General features: G+C 49.8%; 15 protein-coding genes. 9 read left to right on the top strand and 6 right to left on the bottom strand.

Going from position 1 to position 16,728, the window contains the following annotated elements; translation table 11 throughout:
• Window positions 1-8: 8 nt before the first annotated feature.
• Window positions 9-764: a DUF1080 domain-containing protein gene (locus tag KCV26_07490; protein WZX38203.1), complete on the top strand. Its 756-nt coding sequence runs from the start codon at window positions 9-11 to the stop codon at window positions 762-764.
• On the opposite strand, the gene KCV26_07485 is transcribed toward KCV26_07490, so the two are convergent.
• Both KCV26_07485 and KCV26_07480 read right to left on the bottom strand, forming a co-directional pair.
• Window positions 751-954, bottom strand: a complete 204-nt coding sequence (locus KCV26_07485) for a hypothetical protein (protein WZX38202.1) — start codon at window positions 952-954, stop codon at window positions 751-753. The two genes, KCV26_07490 and KCV26_07485, sit on opposite strands and share 14 nt — an antisense overlap.
• 6 nt (window positions 955-960) lie before the next feature.
• Window positions 961-3,111 carry an alpha-L-rhamnosidase N-terminal domain-containing protein gene (locus tag KCV26_07480; protein WZX38201.1) on the bottom strand — a complete coding sequence of 717 codons (2,151 nt, stop codon included), beginning with the start codon at window positions 3,109-3,111 and terminating at the stop codon, window positions 961-963.
• Between the two features lie 409 nt (window positions 3,112-3,520).
• Here KCV26_07480 and KCV26_07475 point away from each other — a divergent pair, with 409 nt between their 5' ends.
• The 6 genes from KCV26_07475 to nqrF all read left to right on the top strand — a co-directional run bounded on the left by KCV26_07475 (window position 3,521) and on the right by nqrF (window position 9,568).
• Entirely contained in the window at window positions 3,521-4,867 is a 1,347-nt protein-coding gene (locus KCV26_07475) for a Na(+)-translocating NADH-quinone reductase subunit A (GenBank protein ID WZX38200.1), read from the top strand.
• A gap of 68 nt (window positions 4,868-4,935) precedes the next feature.
• Window positions 4,936-6,141, top strand: coding sequence for an NADH:ubiquinone reductase (Na(+)-transporting) subunit B (locus KCV26_07470; protein ID WZX38199.1), 1,206 nt, complete (start codon window positions 4,936-4,938; stop codon window positions 6,139-6,141).
• Window positions 6,142-6,181: 40 nt separating this feature from the next.
• Entirely contained in the window at window positions 6,182-6,877 is a 696-nt protein-coding gene (nqrC, locus tag KCV26_07465; GenBank protein ID WZX38198.1) for an NADH:ubiquinone reductase (Na(+)-transporting) subunit C, read from the top strand.
• A gap of 29 nt (window positions 6,878-6,906) precedes the next feature.
• Window positions 6,907-7,539 (top strand): NADH:ubiquinone reductase (Na(+)-transporting) subunit D, encoded by a 633-nt coding sequence (locus tag KCV26_07460; protein ID WZX38197.1) that lies wholly within the window; start codon window positions 6,907-6,909, stop codon window positions 7,537-7,539.
• 77 nt (window positions 7,540-7,616) lie between these two features.
• Complete coding sequence (gene nqrE / locus KCV26_07455) at window positions 7,617-8,231, top strand: NADH:ubiquinone reductase (Na(+)-transporting) subunit E (GenBank protein ID WZX38196.1); 615 nt, start codon at window positions 7,617-7,619, stop codon at window positions 8,229-8,231.
• 62 nt (window positions 8,232-8,293) lie between these two features.
• Entirely contained in the window at window positions 8,294-9,568 is a 1,275-nt protein-coding gene (gene nqrF / locus KCV26_07450; protein WZX38195.1) for an NADH:ubiquinone reductase (Na(+)-transporting) subunit F, read from the top strand.
• A gap of 2 nt (window positions 9,569-9,570) precedes the next feature.
• Here the strand turns inward: nqrF and KCV26_07445 are convergent, their stop codons facing one another.
• The 4 genes from KCV26_07445 to KCV26_07430 all read right to left on the bottom strand — a co-directional run bounded on the left by KCV26_07445 (window position 9,571) and on the right by KCV26_07430 (window position 13,365).
• Complete coding sequence (locus KCV26_07445) at window positions 9,571-10,827, bottom strand: outer membrane beta-barrel protein (protein ID WZX38194.1); 1,257 nt, start codon at window positions 10,825-10,827, stop codon at window positions 9,571-9,573.
• Window positions 10,824-11,393, bottom strand: coding sequence for an RNA polymerase sigma factor (locus KCV26_07440; protein ID WZX38193.1), 570 nt, complete (start codon window positions 11,391-11,393; stop codon window positions 10,824-10,826). Before KCV26_07440 ends, KCV26_07445 begins: the two co-directional genes overlap by 4 nt.
• A 149-nt stretch (window positions 11,394-11,542) precedes the next feature.
• A complete protein-coding gene (locus KCV26_07435; protein WZX38192.1) occupies window positions 11,543-12,286 on the bottom strand; it encodes a NigD-like N-terminal domain-containing protein in 744 nt (247 codons plus the stop codon).
• 185 nt (window positions 12,287-12,471) lie between these two features.
• Window positions 12,472-13,365, bottom strand: a complete 894-nt coding sequence (locus tag KCV26_07430) for a DMT family transporter (GenBank protein WZX38191.1) — start codon at window positions 13,363-13,365, stop codon at window positions 12,472-12,474.
• Between the two features lie 445 nt (window positions 13,366-13,810).
• Here KCV26_07430 and KCV26_07425 point away from each other — a divergent pair, with 445 nt between their 5' ends.
• Together KCV26_07425 and leuC are read left to right on the top strand one after the other, a co-directional pair.
• Window positions 13,811-15,301, top strand: a complete 1,491-nt coding sequence (locus KCV26_07425) for a 2-isopropylmalate synthase (GenBank protein ID WZX38347.1) — start codon at window positions 13,811-13,813, stop codon at window positions 15,299-15,301.
• 37 nt (window positions 15,302-15,338) lie between these two features.
• Entirely contained in the window at window positions 15,339-16,724 is a 1,386-nt protein-coding gene (leuC, locus tag KCV26_07420; protein ID WZX38190.1) for a 3-isopropylmalate dehydratase large subunit, read from the top strand.
• Window positions 16,725-16,728 lie beyond the last annotated feature (4 nt).

Genomic DNA, 16,728 nt, shown 5'->3' with positions numbered 1-16,728 from the left:
AAGACAACATGAAACGGCAAAATCTGATCATTTTGACAGGATTAATCGTCCTGCTTCCGCTAAACGCACAGGAAAAAAAATATCCCGAACGCGCACCCATGACACCGGCCATGACCGAATACTGGCAACCCCAACCTCCGGTGGTTACCCCCGATCCCGTCCCATCCGATGCCATTGTCCTGTTCGACGGCAAAAATCTTTCCCAATGGGAGAATTCAAAAGGTGCCCCGGCGGAATGGACGGTACACAACGGCGTTTTCACCGTAAAAAAAGGTACCGGGGATATTCAGACGAAACAGAAATTCAGCGACTTTCAACTGCACCTGGAGTGGCGCATACCCGAAGGCATTAAAGGGGAAAGCCAGGCACGGGGCAACAGCGGTCTTTTTCTGCAAGGTATCTACGAGATTCAGATCCTCGACAACTACCGGAATGAAACGTACGTGAACGGTCAGACCGGAAGTATTTATAAACAAACACCGCCCTTGGTAAACGCGATGCGAAAACCCGGCGAGTGGAATACCTACGACATCATTTACACCGCACCCACATTCAAAAAAGACGGGACTTACCGGACCCCTCCTACCGTAACCCTTTTACAAAACGGTATCCTGCTGCAAAACAATACGATCATCCGGGGTACCACCCCTTATGTAGGATTTCCGGAAGTGAAAGAACACGGTCCCGGGCCCATCAAGCTGCAGGATCACGGCGACCCCAGCCAGCCCATTAGTTTCCGGAATATCTGGATCAGGGAGCTGTAGAGATATCCAGCTTGTTGGATCCTCCCTTCAACGCGTAGCTCTTCCCTTTCCAGACAAAAGATCCGTTTACGTCCCCAGGCAAATTGATTTCAGCCTGTAATCCTTTTCGTGTTTGCCGGTAATTCACTACAACCTTACCGGATGGGTGTGGTATTTCTCCGCCTATCTTTTCAATATCTCCCAGATGCATGTTATCTTAACTTTCTTGAAATAAGGATCGTGCTCTCTCCCCCAGGACAATGCGGAAAAACTCAACATTGGGACTGGAACCCCAGGCATGACAGTCGGACCGGGTCGTTTCCACTTCCGAGGTCTCACCCCAGGTAGTCAGCCCCAAATCGATGTTCTTGCGCCAAATGTCCAACCAGTTAAGGTAATTATCCCCAAGGCCGGCCTTTGCCAACGCCAGGTGCAGGTAATATTTAAAGTATATGGATGCCGGAGCCAATGTTGTATCGGACAACATCAGCTTACCCATTTCAAACGCGGTTGACTCAGTGGCCAAACCGGCAAGAATAGCCAGGGAGTTGGCGTGTTGTGAGAACTTATCCTTGAGGTGTGTATCCGCAAACAATTTTCTGGATTCATCCCAGTACTTATCCCGGATGGTCTGCTCCAGGCTTCGGGCGATCTTTTCATAAAGCACGGCAAACTCTTCAGATCCTTCACTCCTTTCCAGGATTACTGCAGACTGAAGAGCCAACAGGAGTTGTAGATCCATTAACGCAGAACTTCCGTCTTCAGCCATCGGGGCAACTCCCATTCGCCAGTCGGGAACCCAGTCCGTAAAATTCCAGCCGGGAACATTTTTTAAAGAGCCGTCTTCTGCGATATAACTGATAAAATAATTCAAGATTTGTCTTGAACCCAGCAGTTTTGTCTTCAGAAACGTATTGTCCTTGCCGTGCATCAAATAATCATACAATGTGCTTACATGCCAGAGAGAATAGGTGGGTATTACCTGGTTTTGGGTATCGGGATAACGGCTCAGTGTATACCCGTCTTTCTGTCGGGAATTATCGAAGAGATTAATGGCATTCTTAGGAAGGCGGTCGTCTCCGCTGTTGTAATAAGTGATCATTATCTGGATCCTCGTATCGCCGATATACTGCAGGCGCTCGTAATAAGGACAATCCATATAGGTGTCCACGGCGCACAACCGGGCTGTACGCCAGCCTATCTCCATGATGGTATTCAGCTCGTCGATATCCGATACTAGCTTCGCATTCATTTCCAACGGGTAACCGGTAAATGTGCCGTAAAAATCTTCAATCACCAAAGGCAGGTCGTCAGTCTCGGCCTTCAACTCCACATATCGGTATGTTCTCCAGTTAAGCGAAGTGAACTCCTGATTTTGTGACCCGTCGGAGATGACGGTATCCTGTCGGCCGGAAATGGTTTTCCCTTCAATCTCGTTCCGGTTGTCTTTTGCCCCCGCTTCATTGTACAATCCTTCAGCATAGGTGATGACGAGCGTACTGTTCTTTCCACCACTGAAAATCAACGTAGGATAAGCATTCGTAAGGTATGCCTGATCGAGAAGGATGGTCGCCGTAGTGTTTGCCGGAACCGTTATTTTTGTTTTCTTCGCTGGAAACGAAGAGGGAACAGAAACATTTTCAGTCTTTCTTGTAGAAGCGAGCCGCTGGTAGGTCAACTCCATGGGAGGGAGTATCGAAGGCGTTAAGGACCAGCCGCCCCGGGCCATGAACCCCATACCTCTTACCTGACGTTCGAAAACAGGTTTGGCTTTTTCCCAGCCGCTGTCATCGAAATCAACGGAGTTCCAGCCTTTCACCGCAAGATTCATATCAACCTTATCCCCCGCACCTGCCGCATAATAACCGCGAACACTCTGCCTGAGGGGAGTATAGCTTTTATCCTCCAGGCATTTCCATGTCTCATTCGTGTTGAGTTGTTTCGTCTCATCGTTCGTGCCCTGCAATAAAAAGCCGGTACGGAAAGAAAACTGGGAAACAGGCCTCAGGTTGCCTTCATTCCAGACTTTTGCGGAAACAATGTTTTCCCCGGTTTTCAGAAAAGGGGCAATATCAAGCGCCTCATAATTCCAGTGCCCTAAATCCCCCTGAGCAGATCCTATGGATACCAGAACCTCGTTAACATACAACTTATAGCGGTTATCGGCCGACACGTAAATCTCGAATTGTCCGGGAACCGACTTTATATCTATTGTTTTCCTGAATAAATAAAGCCCGGGGGCATTCTCTCCTGCATCGGGAACACATATCCAGCTGGCATCCCAAGGACTGTTCCGGTTAAAATTTCCAAACTGGGCTGCAACCGATAATGACGCAAATAAGGAGCATATTATCAACAGATTTTTCATGACTTTGTATTTTATAAATTAGTAATGGGCTTTCGCATGCTTTTCGTTAACAGCTGAATCTTGCGACCAACAATTTTTCTCACAGTTTCATAAAACCAATACCCGAAAGAATGACGGCTGCAAAGATAACGATCTTGTTGAAAACAGGAAATATTCTCCAACTTTTATTCCTCGATCATCTTATCCCCACAAATAGATAGCGGACAAGCTCCCGTTCAGGGAAACCGGGGATTAACTTATTTTCAGAATAAAGATTTTTTTCACTATTCTTCCTTTTTTGAATATAAAACAGTTATCTTTGCACCTTAAACGGAAAATAGCTATCCCTCCTCACAGCTTATTTTAAATAGAACTCTGATTGATAGTTGTTTATCCTGAGAAAACCAACAGTTATTTTTATCAATTACATATGGCTAATCGAATTAAAATCAAGAAAGGCTTGCAGATTCCTTTGTTAGGGAAACCCGAAGAAACACTTCTCGGCAGTATAACAAGTGAATATGTACAGGTGTGCCCGGAAGATTTTCAGGGAATCACGCCCAAACTCAAAGTTAAGGTGGGTGATACCGTGAAAGCCGGACAAGCGTTATTTTTCTCTAAAATGCACCCGGACATGATGGTTGCATCTCCCGTCAGCGGAACAGTCACAGCCATCAACCGCGGAGAAAAAAGACGTATACTGAACGTTACTGTCAAAGCCGACAAAGAAAACACTTACGTAGAGTACGGCAAAAGTGAGATCGGTACGTTGCCTCCCGAAGAAATCAAAAAGAGACTGCTCGACGCCGGCATCTGGTTTGTCATCAAACAACGCCCTTACGACGTCGTTGCCGATCCCGGAAAAGAACCGCGCGACATTTTCGTTACCGGATTCGACACGGCTCCGCTGGCCCCCTCATACGATTTCATCCTGAAAGGCCAGGAGGCCGACCTGCAAACCGGGTTGAACGCATTAGCCAGGCTCACCAAAGGAAAGGTGTTCCTCTCCATCAGCCCCGCTACGAAAAACGAAGGGCTGAGGAAAGCCGCAAACGTAACGATAACTGAGTTTGAAGGGCCACACCCCGCCGGAAACACCGGCACACACATCAACTACCTGGCACCCGTGAACAGGGGCGAAGTAGTCTGGACATTAAATGCCCTGGATGTGTTGTTCATCGGAAGGCTTTTCAACAAAGGCGTGGTAGACCTTACCCGCACCGTAGCACTTACCGGATCGGAAGTCAAACAAACCGGCTATTACAACATGCTTGTCGGCACGGAGCTGGGCAAGCTCTTTGCTGACAATGTCAACGGAAAAGGCAACCTGAGGTACATCAGCGGGAACGTGCTTACCGGAACCCGGATAGAGGCAGAAGGCGCGCTCCGCGCCACCCATTCGCAACTGACCGTAATACCGGAAGGTGACGATGTTCACGAAGCTTTCGGATGGGCATCCCTGTCGCCCAAACGCTACAGCGCCGGCGCCACCTACCTGAAACTGAAAAAGGCCTATCGCCTGGATGCACGCCTGCTGGGCGGCCCCAGAGCCATCATCGTCTCCAACGAATACGACAAGGTATTCCCCCTGGATATTTTCCCCGAACAGCTGATAAAATCCACCCTGGCATTCAACATCGATAAGATGGAACAGCTCGGGATCTACGAAGTGGCGCCCGAGGATTTTGCACTTTGCGAGTTTGTGGACACCTCCAAGCTGGAGTTGCAGCGTATTGTACGCACAGGATTGGATATGCTGAGAAAAGAGATGGAGTAACCGGTACGGCCCTCCGCTCTACGCATTGACAAATATAGAATAACAATAAATTAAAACAGATAAAATAAATGTCGTTAAGAAAATTTCTCGATAAAATAAAACCGAATTTCGAAGAAGGAGGTAAATTTCATTGGTTGAATTCTACATACGATGCCTTTGAAACCTTCCTGTACGTACCCAACAAGACGTCGAAATCGGGAGTACATATCCACGATGCCAGAGACTCAAAACGTACGATGGTTATCGTGATACTCGCACTTATTCCGGCATTGCTCATGGGGATGTATAATGTAGGTTACCAGCATTATCTGGCCATAAACGTTCAGGCAGGCTTTGTGGGAACTTTCCTCTACGGACTTTTAGCCATGCTTCCACAGATCGTTGTTTCCTACGTGGTGGGCCTGGGCATCGAATTTGCCATGGCTCAGATGAAGAAGGAAGAAGTGGCCGAAGGTTTTTTGGTCTCGGGATTGCTTATCCCGATGATTTTACCCGTGGACACCCCGCTCTGGATGATTGCCGTAGCCACTGCGTTCTCCGTCATTTTTGCGAAGGAAGTTTTTGGCGGAACCGGATACAATATTTTTAACGTGGCGTTGATCGCCCGCGCATTCTTGTTCTTTGCCTATCCCTCTAAAATGTCGGGCGATCAGGTATGGGTACGCACTGCCGACACGTTCGGCCTGGGTGGAGGAAATGTTGTAGACGGCTTTTCCGGCGCAACACCGCTCGGACAACTTGCCGTATCGGACGCTTCACGTTTCGGAGACTTCTCTTTCCTGGGAATCACAGGTAATCCTTTGTCGTTGTGGGATATGTTTATCGGATTAATTCCCGGGTCGGTCGGTGAGGTATCCACCCTGGCCATCCTGCTGGGAGCCATCCTGCTGATCATAACGGGCGTAGGAAGCTGGAAAACGATGACTTCCGTCTTCCTGGGAGGGCTGTTCACCGTTGCCCTGCTTAATTTGCTCGCACAAAATGCCGCTATGGAAATGCCGCCGGTGTATCACTTCCTGCTTGGCGGTTTCGCTTTCGGGGCTGTATTCATGGCAACCGATCCGGTGACATCGGCACGTACGGAAAAGGGGAAATGGATATATGGTTTTCTGATTGGTGTGGTGGCCATCCTGATCCGTATCTTCAACCCGGGGTATCCCGAAGGCATGATGCTTGCCATCCTGTTTATGAACGCTTTCGCTCCGCTGATCGATTTCTATGTGGTGGATGCCAACATCAAACGCCGCTTAAAACGAGCTGCCGTGAAAAAATAGGGATTCGCGTTTCTGAATAACTACTGAATACAATTGAACTATGAACAGAGAAAATAGCACATATACAATAATATACGCATCGGTAATGGTGATTATCGTTGCCATAGGTCTGGCCTTCACCCACCAGGTGTTGAGCGACAGACAAACTGCAAACGTGAATACCGACAAGATGCAGCAGATCCTCCGGTCGCTACGCGTTGATGCCTCCCCGGCCGAAGCCGACGGTATCTACAGAACCCTGGTTAAATCGGCCTACCTCATTACTCCCGAAGGAGTAAAGATCGACGGCACGGAGGGAATTGAGCCCACCGATCCCGCTTTTTCGGGCGAAGGGGAAGGGCTTGCTGTCTATGAAGCGGAAGTGGAAGGTTCCAAAAAATACATTATCCCCATGAACGGCACCGGCCTGTGGGGGCCTATCTGGGGATACCTCTCCGTAGAGGGCAACGGCAGCACCGTTTACGGTTCCGAATTCGGACACGCGGGTGAAACTCCGGGGCTGGGCGCGGAAATAGTTTACCCACATTTCCGGAATCAATTCAACGGGAAAGAGCTGATAAAAAACGGCGAATTTAAATCCATAGCCGTGGTTAAACCCGGACAAACCAACTCCGAAAGGGACTATGTCGACGGAATATCGGGTGGCACCATCACCAGTAAAGGAGTTGACGCGATGTTGCTGGAAAGCGTGGGAGAATACAAGAATTTTTTACTGCAATTAAATGACGGAAAATAGATCCGCATTCACTATAAAACGATAAGAATATGGCATTATCAGCAAAAGCAAAACAGGCTCTGTTAGGGCCTCTCAATAAAAATAACCCTATCCTGGTACAGGTGCTCGGCATCTGTTCGGCACTGGCTGTAACGTCCAAGCTGGAACCGTCATTGGTAATGGCCATCGCCGTAACCATTGTCACCGCTTTCGGAAACGTTATTATCTCGCTGTTGAGAAAAACTATCCCCAACCGTATCCGTATCATCGTCCAACTGGTGGTGGTGGCCGCATTGGTGACCATCGTGAGCGAAGTACTCAAAGCATTTGCTTACGACGTGAACAAGCAGCTGTCGGTTTTTGTGGGACTGATCGTTACGAACTGTATACTGATGGGGCGCCTGGAAGCGTTTGCCCTGGGTAACGGGCCGTGGCCTTCCTTCCTCGACGGGATCGGTAACGGACTGGGATACGGATGGATACTGGTAACGGTGGGCTTCTTCCGCGAACTGCTGGGATCCGGCACGCTACTCGGATACAAAGTCATCCCGCAGGCAGCATACAGTGCCGGTTACGAAAACAACGGCCTTATGATGCTGGCCCCCATGGCGTTGATCCTTGTCGCGGTAATCATCTGGGTACACCGGTCGAAAAACAAGGATTTACAGGAAGGGACCAATTAGTGCGCTACGCGTGTTAACCGGATAACTATCGAGTATTTATCGAAAAATTATCGTAAAACAAAAATAAAAAAATAAATATGGATGCTATTAGTCTAATTGTAAGATCGATATTTGTAGACAATATGATATTCGCATACTTTCTGGGTATGTGCTCCTATCTTGCTGTATCAAAAAACGTTAAGACGGCTTTCGGGCTGGGCATTGCGGTCACTTTCGTGCTCGTGCTCACCCTGCCCATCAATTATATGCTCGAAAACTACGTACTTAAGGCAGGCGCTTTAGCGTGGTTGGGCCCGCAATTTGCAACGATCGACCTGAGTGTGTTCAGCCTGCTCATTTTTATCGCCGTTATTGCATCTTTCGTTCAGTTGGTTGAAATGGTAGTGGAGAAATTCAGCCCGTCGCTTTACGCCTCGTTGGGTATCTTTCTGCCATTGATTGCCGTAAACTGTGCCATCCTCGGAGGTTCATTGTTCATGCAGCAACGCGAATTTGCCAATGTGGGCATGGCCACCGCCTACGGGTTCGGCTCCGGTATCGGTTGGCTGCTGGCCATTCTTGGAATGGCCGCCATCCGGGAGAAACTGGAATATTCCCACGTTCCCAAACCGCTGAAAGGGTTGGGCATAACATTTATCATCACGGCCTTGATGGCCATTGGATTCATGAGTTTCTCGGGAATCAATATTTAAACAGTAAGCTCAACGCCAATTAAAATAAACAAAGTTTTCAAAATAAAAAAACAGGATATACAATGAATGTGTTGTTAATGAGTTCAGGCGGAATAACCATCTTAACCAGTGTAGTGGTTTTCTTGTTGATAATTCTGATCTTGGTAATTGTCATTCTGGTGGCCAAAGCAAAGCTGATGCCTTCCGGAAATGTGAAGATTACCGTCAATAAAGAGAAAAATCTAGAAGTTCCCATGGGGTCAACCCTGCTTAATACGCTGCAATCACAGAACATATTCCTCTCGTCCGCGTGTGGTGGAGGAGGAACATGCGGACAATGCCGCTGCCAGGTGCTGGACGGAGGCGGAGAAATCCTCCCGACCGAAACCGGACACTTCAGCCGCAAGGAGCAGATGGCCAATTGGCGCCTCAGTTGCCAGGTAAAGGTGAAAGAAGACATGAATATCGTCGTGCCGGAAGAGGTATTTGGCGTTAAGGAATGGGAATGCGAGGTCGTTTCCAACAACAACGTGGCTACCTTCATCAAGGAATTTGTGGTGCGGCTGCCCGACGGCGAGCATTTGGATTTTATCCCCGGCTCCTACAGCCAGATAAAAGTGCCCAAATACGAGTTGAAATATACCGATTTCGCGATCGATGAACAATATAAACCCGAGTGGGACAAGTTTAAGATGTGGGACCTGACCGTCAAGAACGAAGAAGAAACCATTCGTGCTTACTCCATGGCAAACTATCCTGCCGAAGGCGATATTATCAAGCTGAACGTGCGCGTGGCAACCCCGCCGTTCGACCGGGCAAAAAATACATGGATGAACGTGAACCCGGGTATCGTATCGTCCTATATATTCAACCTGAAGCCGGGCGATAAAGTAACCATGTCCGGCCCCTACGGCGATTTCCACCCCATCTACAACAGCAAGCGCGAAATGCTTTGGGTGGGCGGTGGCGCCGGGATGGCCCCCTTACGCGCGCAAATCATGCACATGATGAAGACGCTGAAGACTACCGACCGAAAAATGTCCTATTTCTACGGTGCACGTGCATTGATGGAGGCTTTTTACCTGGAAGATTTTTACGAGTTGGAACGCGAGTTTCCCAACTTCTCGTTCCACCTGGCGCTGGACCGTCCCGATCCGGCAGCCGATGCGGCAGGTGTAAAGTACACCGCCGGGTTCGTGCATCAGGTGATTCACGACACGTACTTGAAGGATCACGATGCACCCGAAGATATCGAATACTACATGTGTGGCCCCGGGCCAATGGCGGCAGCCGTACAGCGGATGCTCGACAGCCTCGGCGTCCCGCCGGAAATGATCATGTTCGACGATTTCGGATAAACCTAAAAAAAGGAGAAGCGCAGTCCCAGCCTGATGTTGAAGTTCAACGGCTTTTCCCGATAAATCGTTTCCACTCCGCTACTGTTCCTGAAATGGTAGGTCACTCCCGGTTCGGCATACAATCCGATGCCTTTCCACAACCGGTACTCCATGCCGGCGGCAGAACTTACAGACCATTGCAACGGTTTTACGGACAACCCTTCCTGGCTACGCTCCTCAATTTTATTGTCCACAATATAATCGGTGGACAGTGCGCCCGCGACGTTCTTCTCCACCATCCCACCGCCGGAGATATACGTTGATAATTGGCCGGAGCGCCAGACGGTGTAGTTGACAGTTACCGGAAGGCCCAGGTAGTGCAGCGTCTGCCGGCTGTTGTAGTAATGATTGTAGCTTCCCGTGCTTAGCTGCGAGGAGAGAACGGTATAGTTGAGGCCGCTCGTGATGCTCCAGCTGTCGCTGAGGTTGTACTTCAGCGAAACACCCAGCGTGACCGGCTGAAAATGCTTGACGTCGGTATAGACGTGCCGGTACTCCTTCCCCACAATAAAATCGCCGGGCAAACCCGAACCTGCGGCCAGCACATGCTCCTCTTCCTCCGATTTTAACCCAAAAGGGGTAAAGCTGCGGTATCCGTCGTAATGTTTGGAGGAACCCGACGGGATGTTCGACGCATAAAGGTCCGTCTGCCATTTTGCGGGCCTGCCGTTACGCCGCCGTGCCGGCAAGCGAAACGCCTGCCCGTCGTTAGTTTCCGGACTGTATTTCCGGTCAACACGGGGAGAAGGAGAATTTTCGGGCTCTCCCTGACGCGGGATTTCTTCGCTTTGCCGTTCAGCCGCTTCAACAACATCCGCTGTCCTCACCGTTTCCGCTGTTTTAGCTGTTTCCTCTCCTTTAGCTCCACGCAACTTTTTTTCCGTTTCCGGTTTTTCATTTTCAGTACGGTGCGCCAAGAGCGGTTCTTTGTCGGGATGCGCAACGGGAGCAGGCAGTTCTGGCTGTCTCTGTTCTACGAGCTGTATGTTTTTTTGATTTTCCTTCAACGTGTACAACCCGATAAAAAACAAAACAATCCCCACTGCTGCTACTGCCCCGATACGCTTGTCCCACAACCGGATCCGTTGTCCCGCCGGCTTTGTCCCTACGGAGCTCCCGGCGCTAATCACCTGCTCGACGCTCTCCCACAAACCTTCGGGAACAGGCTCTTCGTGATGCTCCATCCGATTGCGCAGGTTATCCTGCCATTGATTATTCATAGTGCCATTTTTTTAAACCGATACAAATCTATCTCTTGCATCAACAAGCCTTTGGCTCTGTGTAACTGCGAGGCAGAAGTACTTTCAGAAATGCTCAGTATCGAAGCAATTTCCTTGTGACTTTTTTCCTCAAAAACATACAGGTTAAATACGGTCCGGTAGCCCACAGGTAACTTCCGGATCATTTCCAGGATAACCTGCGTGGGTATCTCATTGAAATCAGGCTCACGGTCATCGGCCATGTCGGGCAGCTCCTCACCGGGCAGGTTTATAACCTTCAGCTTATTGCTTTCCCGGATATGTCTCAACGCTTCATTGACTACAATGCGGGCCGACCACGCTTTTAACGATCCCGCCCCTTTATATTCGAACTTATCTACTGCTTTGAAAATTTTGATGAAGCTTTCTTGTAAGATATCTTTTACATCCTCTTTGTCAGCGATGTAACGAGAGCATACCGCGGTAAGATACCCCGAATAGGTGTCGTAAAACTTCTTCATGGCCATCGTATTACCGCGTACAATCTGCTGAAGAAGGGCCTGCTCTTTGTTTTCGTCTCTGATCATTAACGGATTTTGTTCGAACCAACACTAAAATACACGCTCTCCCTTTACGAAAAAGGTGTACCTTTATCATGCAAAGGTACAGCCTTTTGTCGATTTTTGAAACAACCCTTTGTGGCACGGTTGCCGAAGCGGATGCTCCCGGCAAGCGGTTATTGCAATGGGATCACGCTGCGCTCAGCAGCGATGGCAGAGCTGGCGGGCGTCGCGGCACGCGTTTTATAGTCGAACTCAACCGATTTCTCGCCGCTAAACGATTTCCATTTCAACTTCAGCTTTACCGTATTCCCTTCCGTGTCGGGCAGGCTGTTGAGCCGGAAAGCCACGAGGCCGTCGCCAAACCGTTCTCCTATATCTCCGTTGGAGTTGTGACGGAATTCCACCTCATACGGGTTTTCGGGATTGTTGGCCGGGATAAGGTTCACGGAGTGGACAACCCGCGGATAGCCCCACTGCGTCCTGAATCGCAGCGTGAGATAGCCGTCTTCGGCAACGGTCACCCAGTCGCCCACAATCTCAACGGGGTCGATACCGTACTTCGTATCGTTTTCAGTCCCCAGATTAGGCGCCATCGGTTTCGTACGGATACTGTCTATCCAGTTCACGTGTACCGCCTGGTCGTATCCGCTGCCTGGCTTGTCCACTTCTTCGTAGTTTACCAGCGCCCGCACTTCTTTTTCCCCAAAGGGTGAGGTTGTCAGGTTCACGGGAAGCAGTGTCGTCTTGTCGTCCAACTGCAGAAAAACAGTTTTATCCCCCGCATGCTTAACGGTCACCAACGCATTCGGATATAAGCGGTTCACATCATTGTCGTCGTCCAGGCAGGACGGTAAAAGCAGAAAGCCCAACAGCATTCCCGCTGTTAAAAGAAAAGGAGTAATCTTCATAGTTTTCATTGTTTTTAATTTTTGCATTCGTGTTTGTACAGTTACCCTATAAATCCGGCAAAAGCCGAAACCTTGCACGAGAAAATGTTATTTTTTCTTAAACCTAATAGCCTTAAAGAATTCGCCTCGCAGATTTCGCCACCGTCCAGCATGGATCCAAGCGAGCTTGCCTCACAACGGTTGATATTTTCAGCTTAAACGGCAACCCTGCGCTTGTTTAAATATTCGTTTAGCAGAATGCCGAAAACGATCAGGAACAAGCCCATGTAGGTGGTAAAATAGATGGTTTCACCCAAAACCGCATGGATAAGAAAAAGGGAAATGAAGGGAGAAAGGTAACACAACTGATTGGTAAGTGCGGGATTGGTGGTCTTCTGTAACGCCAGCCCGAAAAAGATAAACGGCACCGCCATTTCAAACAACCCCACGTAAACGGCCGACAAAAACCCCTGCAGGGAACCCAGGCTGACCGGGACAAAGAGTGTGGCCAGCGACAGATAGACGGAACCGAACATAAAACTCAGGAACAAACCCAGGATACCGTCCACGTTTTTGTTCCGTCGGTTCACTATCCAGAAGGAAGCCCACAGGAACGCACTGAAGAAAGCCAGTAAGACTCCCGGTTTTGAGAGCTCCACTCCGGCGATCCCTTCGGTTCCCACCGAGATCAGCACCACGCCGCCAAACGAGATTGTCATCCCGATAAACTTGAACAAGGGAACAGGCTTTTTCTCGATCACCGCTAACAACAGGGTCAACAGGATGGGCCAGAAATAATTGATGGGCTGCGCAATCTGCGCCGGCAACAAATCGTACGACTTGAAAAGGATCAGGTAATAAATGGCAGGATTCAACAAGCCGGTAAAAGCATAGCTCCCCGTCTCCTTAAGGGTCAGCCTCCGCAACAGAGGCCATTTTTTCTGGACCGTGATAACCCCCGCAAAGATCAGCATCGCCGTGACGGCCGAAACCAGGATCAGCTCAAAGTAGCCGTAGTGACGCAGCCCGATCTTGAAAGCAGAAGCAACTGTCGACCAGCTGGCAACAGCAATAACAGTAAACAAAAGTGCTTTATTGTTTTCTTTCATTCGAAGCAACCCGAATAATCCGGCACGCAAAAATAGTGATAATTTCTTTCCGTTCCGACACTTTTTATCCGGTGAAAACCAGCGAGTGAATCAAAAACACTAATCAACTGAAACACAGTTTATTTCATTTTACAGGGAATATATTTTGTAATCGATAACTCTCTTTTTATTTCAATTTGTAATTTTTTTTGAATAAAAACTGGAAAATATTTTGTTATTCCGTTTTTTTGCTTTTTCTTTGCAGACAATTAACGAACAAGTTTTTTCATTTTATCAATGAACACTCATTCTATCGCTATTCTAGTCATTTCTATTCTACTTCTGGAGGACTTCAGAGGGTGAGACCGGTATATCGATATTGAAATAAAGAACAATAAAATAAAGAAAACCTTTCTCACCGTGTGGGAAAGGTTTTTTTCTTGTAAAAAAACGAATAATACAGGTTATAATGGAAAGAATTTATGTTTTTGACACGACGTTGCGCGACGGGGAACAGGTTCCCGGGTGTCAGTTAAACACCATCGAAAAAATCCAGGTGGCCAAAGCCCTGGAATTGCTGGGGGTAGATGTTATCGAAGCCGGATTTCCAGTATCCAGCCCCGGCGACTTCAACTCTGTGGTTGAGATCTCCAAAGCCGTCACCTGGCCCGTTATATGTGCGCTCACACGCGCGGTGGAAAAAGACATCGAAGTGGCTGCCGAATCGCTGAAATACGCCAAACGCAAACGGATCCATACAGGTATCGGCACATCGGATATGCACATCAAACACAAGTTCAACTCCAACCGCGAAGAGATCATCGAGCGTGCCGTAAAAGCCGTGAAGTATGCCCGCCGGTTTGTGGATGATGTGGAGTTCTACGCCGAAGATGCAGGCCGCACCGACAACGAATACCTCGCACGTGTGGTGCAGGCAGTCGTAAACGCCGGAGCCACCGTGGTCAATATCCCCGACACCACCGGTTACTGTTTTCCAAACGCTTACGGTGCAAAAATAAAATACCTGGTGGATCATGTAGATCTGAAAAATGCGATCCTCTCGACGCATTGCCACCAGGATTTGGGGATGGCTACAGCCAACACCCTCTCGGGAGTCCTCAACGGCGCCCGCCAGGTTGAAGTAACCGTCAACGGTATTGGGGAACGCGCGGGGAACACTTCGCTCGAGGAAGTGGTGATGGCGCTGAAGAGCCACAAGGACCTCGGGTTCGACACCAACATCAACACCACCAAGATATATTCCACCAGCCGGTTGGTTTCCACATTGATGAACATGCCCGTCCAGCCCAACAAGGCCATCGTCGGCCGAAACGCCTTTGCACACTCCTCGGGCATTCACCAGGACGGCGTGCTGAAGAACGTGGAAACGTACGAGATCATCGACCCGAAAGACGTGGGGATCGACGAGAACTCCATCGTGCTGACAGCACGGAGCGGCCGCGCCGCACTGAAAAACCGGTTGACCCTGCTGGGAGTGGATCTCGACAACGGCGAGCTGGATGACGTTTACCAGAAATTCCTTTCTCTCGCCGACAGGAAAAAAGACATCAAGGACGACGATATACTCGCCCTGGTCGGGAAAGAGTCTCGCATGAACCGCATCCAGATCGATTACCTGCAGGTTACCTGCGGCGTGGGGCTGCGCAACGTGGCCAGCATCGGCCTGAACATAGCCGGGGAGCATTTTGAGGCATCAGCAACCGGAAACGGTCCGGTGGACGCGGCGATAAAAGCAGTAAAGAAAATCATCAGCCGCGAAACGGTCATTCAGGAGTTCCTGATCCAGGCCATCAACCGCGGAAGCGACGACGTGGGCAAGGTCCACATGCAGGTGGAACACAACGGGATGCTCTACTACGGCTTCTCGGCAAACACCGATATCGTTTCGGCATCCGTGGAAGCATTTATAGATGCGGTGAATAAATTTGTAGAATGAACAAAGCTAACAGATAACATACAACAGACAAAATTATATGAATAAGACGCTTTTTGATAAGATATGGGACGCGCACGTGGTTACCACAGTGAAAGACGGCCCTTCGCAACTGTACATCGACAGGCATTTGTGCCACGAGGTAACCAGCCCGCAAGCTTTCTCGGGGCTGCGGGAACGGGGGCTGAAGGTCTTTCGTCCCGGACAGACCCTGCTTACGGCCGACCACAACATCCCTACCGTGGAACAAGACAAGCCCATCCGCGATGAGGTTTCCCGGTACCAGGTGGACACCCTGGCCAAAAATGCCCGGGAGTTCGGACTCACCTACTACGGCCTTCGCCATTCCAAAAACGGGATCGTTCACGTGATCGGCCCGGAGAACGGCTTCACTCAGCCGGGAATGACCATCGTCTGCGGCGACAGCCATACCTCCACCCACGGAGCGTTCGGCGCAATCGCTTTCGGCATAGGGACCAGCGAGGTGGAGATGGTGTTATCGTCGCAATGTATCCTGCAAACACGCCCGAAAACCATGCGCGTGAACTTCGAAGGGAAGCTCAACGACGGCGTAAGTGCAAAGGACATGGCGTTGTACATGATCTGGCAACTCACCACAGGCGGTGCCACGGGCTACTTCGTGGAGTATGCGGGGGAAGCGGTCCGCAACCTGACCATGGAACAGCGGATGACGCTTTGCAACCTGAGCATCGAGATGGGTGCCCGCGGAGGATTGATCGCCCCCGACGAAACAACCTACAACTACATCCAGGGGCGCGAGTTTGCTCCCAAGGGGGAAAGGTGGGACGAAGCGATGGCCTACTGGAAAACGTTGAAGTCCGACGAAGGCGCTGCCTTCGATAAAGAGGTCACGTTCGATGCTTCCCAAATAAAACCGATGATAACCTACGGAACCAATCCCGGAATGGGCATGCCCATCGACGGAGCCATTCCCGAACTTTCGGCCATCGACGAAGCCGGAAAGATCTCGTTTGAGAAATCGTTGAAATACATGGGTTTCGAACCCGGACAAAAACTGGAAGGGAAACCGATCGACTACGTCTTCCTGGGCAGTTGTACCAACGGGCGCATCGAAGACTTCCGCGTGTTCACCCACTACGTGAAAGGGAAAAAGAAAGCCGGCAACGTGACAGCATGGCTGGTACCCGGAAGTTGGCAGGTCCGCCAGCAGATTGAAGCTGAAGGGCTGGACAAGATCCTGGAAGAAGCTGGCTTTGAGCTCCGTCAGCCGGGATGCTCCGCCTGCCTGGCCATGAACGACGATAAAGTACCGGCCGGAAAATATGCCGTCTCCACATCCAACCGTAACTTCGAGGGGAGACAAGGGCCCGGCGCACGCACCATCCTGGCAAGCCCGCTGGTAGCCGCCGCTGCTGCCGTAACGGGAAAGATAACGGCACCGTAACCAC

It is taken from the genome of Petrimonas sulfuriphila, from assembly GCA_038561985.1.
GTDB classification, from domain to species: Bacteria; Bacteroidota; Bacteroidia; order Bacteroidales; family Dysgonomonadaceae; genus Petrimonas; species Petrimonas sulfuriphila.
This window is presented reverse-complemented; position numbering and strand designations above follow the sequence as displayed.

Excerpts from the sequence above, each read along its gene's own strand:
- KCV26_07435 (WZX38192.1), bottom strand. The coding sequence starts at position 12,286 with ATGAAAACTATGAAGATTACTCCTTTTCTTTTAACAGCGGGAATGCTG.
- KCV26_07480 (WZX38201.1), bottom strand. The coding sequence starts at position 3,111 with ATGAAAAATCTGTTGATAATATGCTCCTTATTTGCGTCATTATCGGTT.
- KCV26_07470 (WZX38199.1), top strand. The coding sequence starts at position 4,936 with ATGTCGTTAAGAAAATTTCTCGATAAAATAAAACCGAATTTCGAAGAA.
- KCV26_07440 (WZX38193.1), bottom strand. The coding sequence starts at position 11,393 with ATGATCAGAGACGAAAACAAAGAGCAGGCCCTTCTTCAGCAGATTGTA.
- KCV26_07485 (WZX38202.1), bottom strand. The coding sequence starts at position 954 with ATGCATCTGGGAGATATTGAAAAGATAGGCGGAGAAATACCACACCCA.
- KCV26_07445 (WZX38194.1), bottom strand. The coding sequence starts at position 10,827 with ATGAATAATCAATGGCAGGATAACCTGCGCAATCGGATGGAGCATCAC.
- KCV26_07460 (WZX38197.1), top strand. The coding sequence starts at position 6,907 with ATGGCATTATCAGCAAAAGCAAAACAGGCTCTGTTAGGGCCTCTCAAT.
- nqrE (WZX38196.1), top strand. The coding sequence starts at position 7,617 with ATGGATGCTATTAGTCTAATTGTAAGATCGATATTTGTAGACAATATG.
- KCV26_07475 (WZX38200.1), top strand. The coding sequence starts at position 3,521 with ATGGCTAATCGAATTAAAATCAAGAAAGGCTTGCAGATTCCTTTGTTA.
- leuC (WZX38190.1), top strand. The coding sequence starts at position 15,339 with ATGAATAAGACGCTTTTTGATAAGATATGGGACGCGCACGTGGTTACC.
- nqrF (WZX38195.1), top strand. The coding sequence starts at position 8,294 with ATGAATGTGTTGTTAATGAGTTCAGGCGGAATAACCATCTTAACCAGT.
- KCV26_07430 (WZX38191.1), bottom strand. The coding sequence starts at position 13,365 with ATGAAAGAAAACAATAAAGCACTTTTGTTTACTGTTATTGCTGTTGCC.
- nqrC (WZX38198.1), top strand. The coding sequence starts at position 6,182 with ATGAACAGAGAAAATAGCACATATACAATAATATACGCATCGGTAATG.
- KCV26_07490 (WZX38203.1), top strand. The coding sequence starts at position 9 with ATGAAACGGCAAAATCTGATCATTTTGACAGGATTAATCGTCCTGCTT.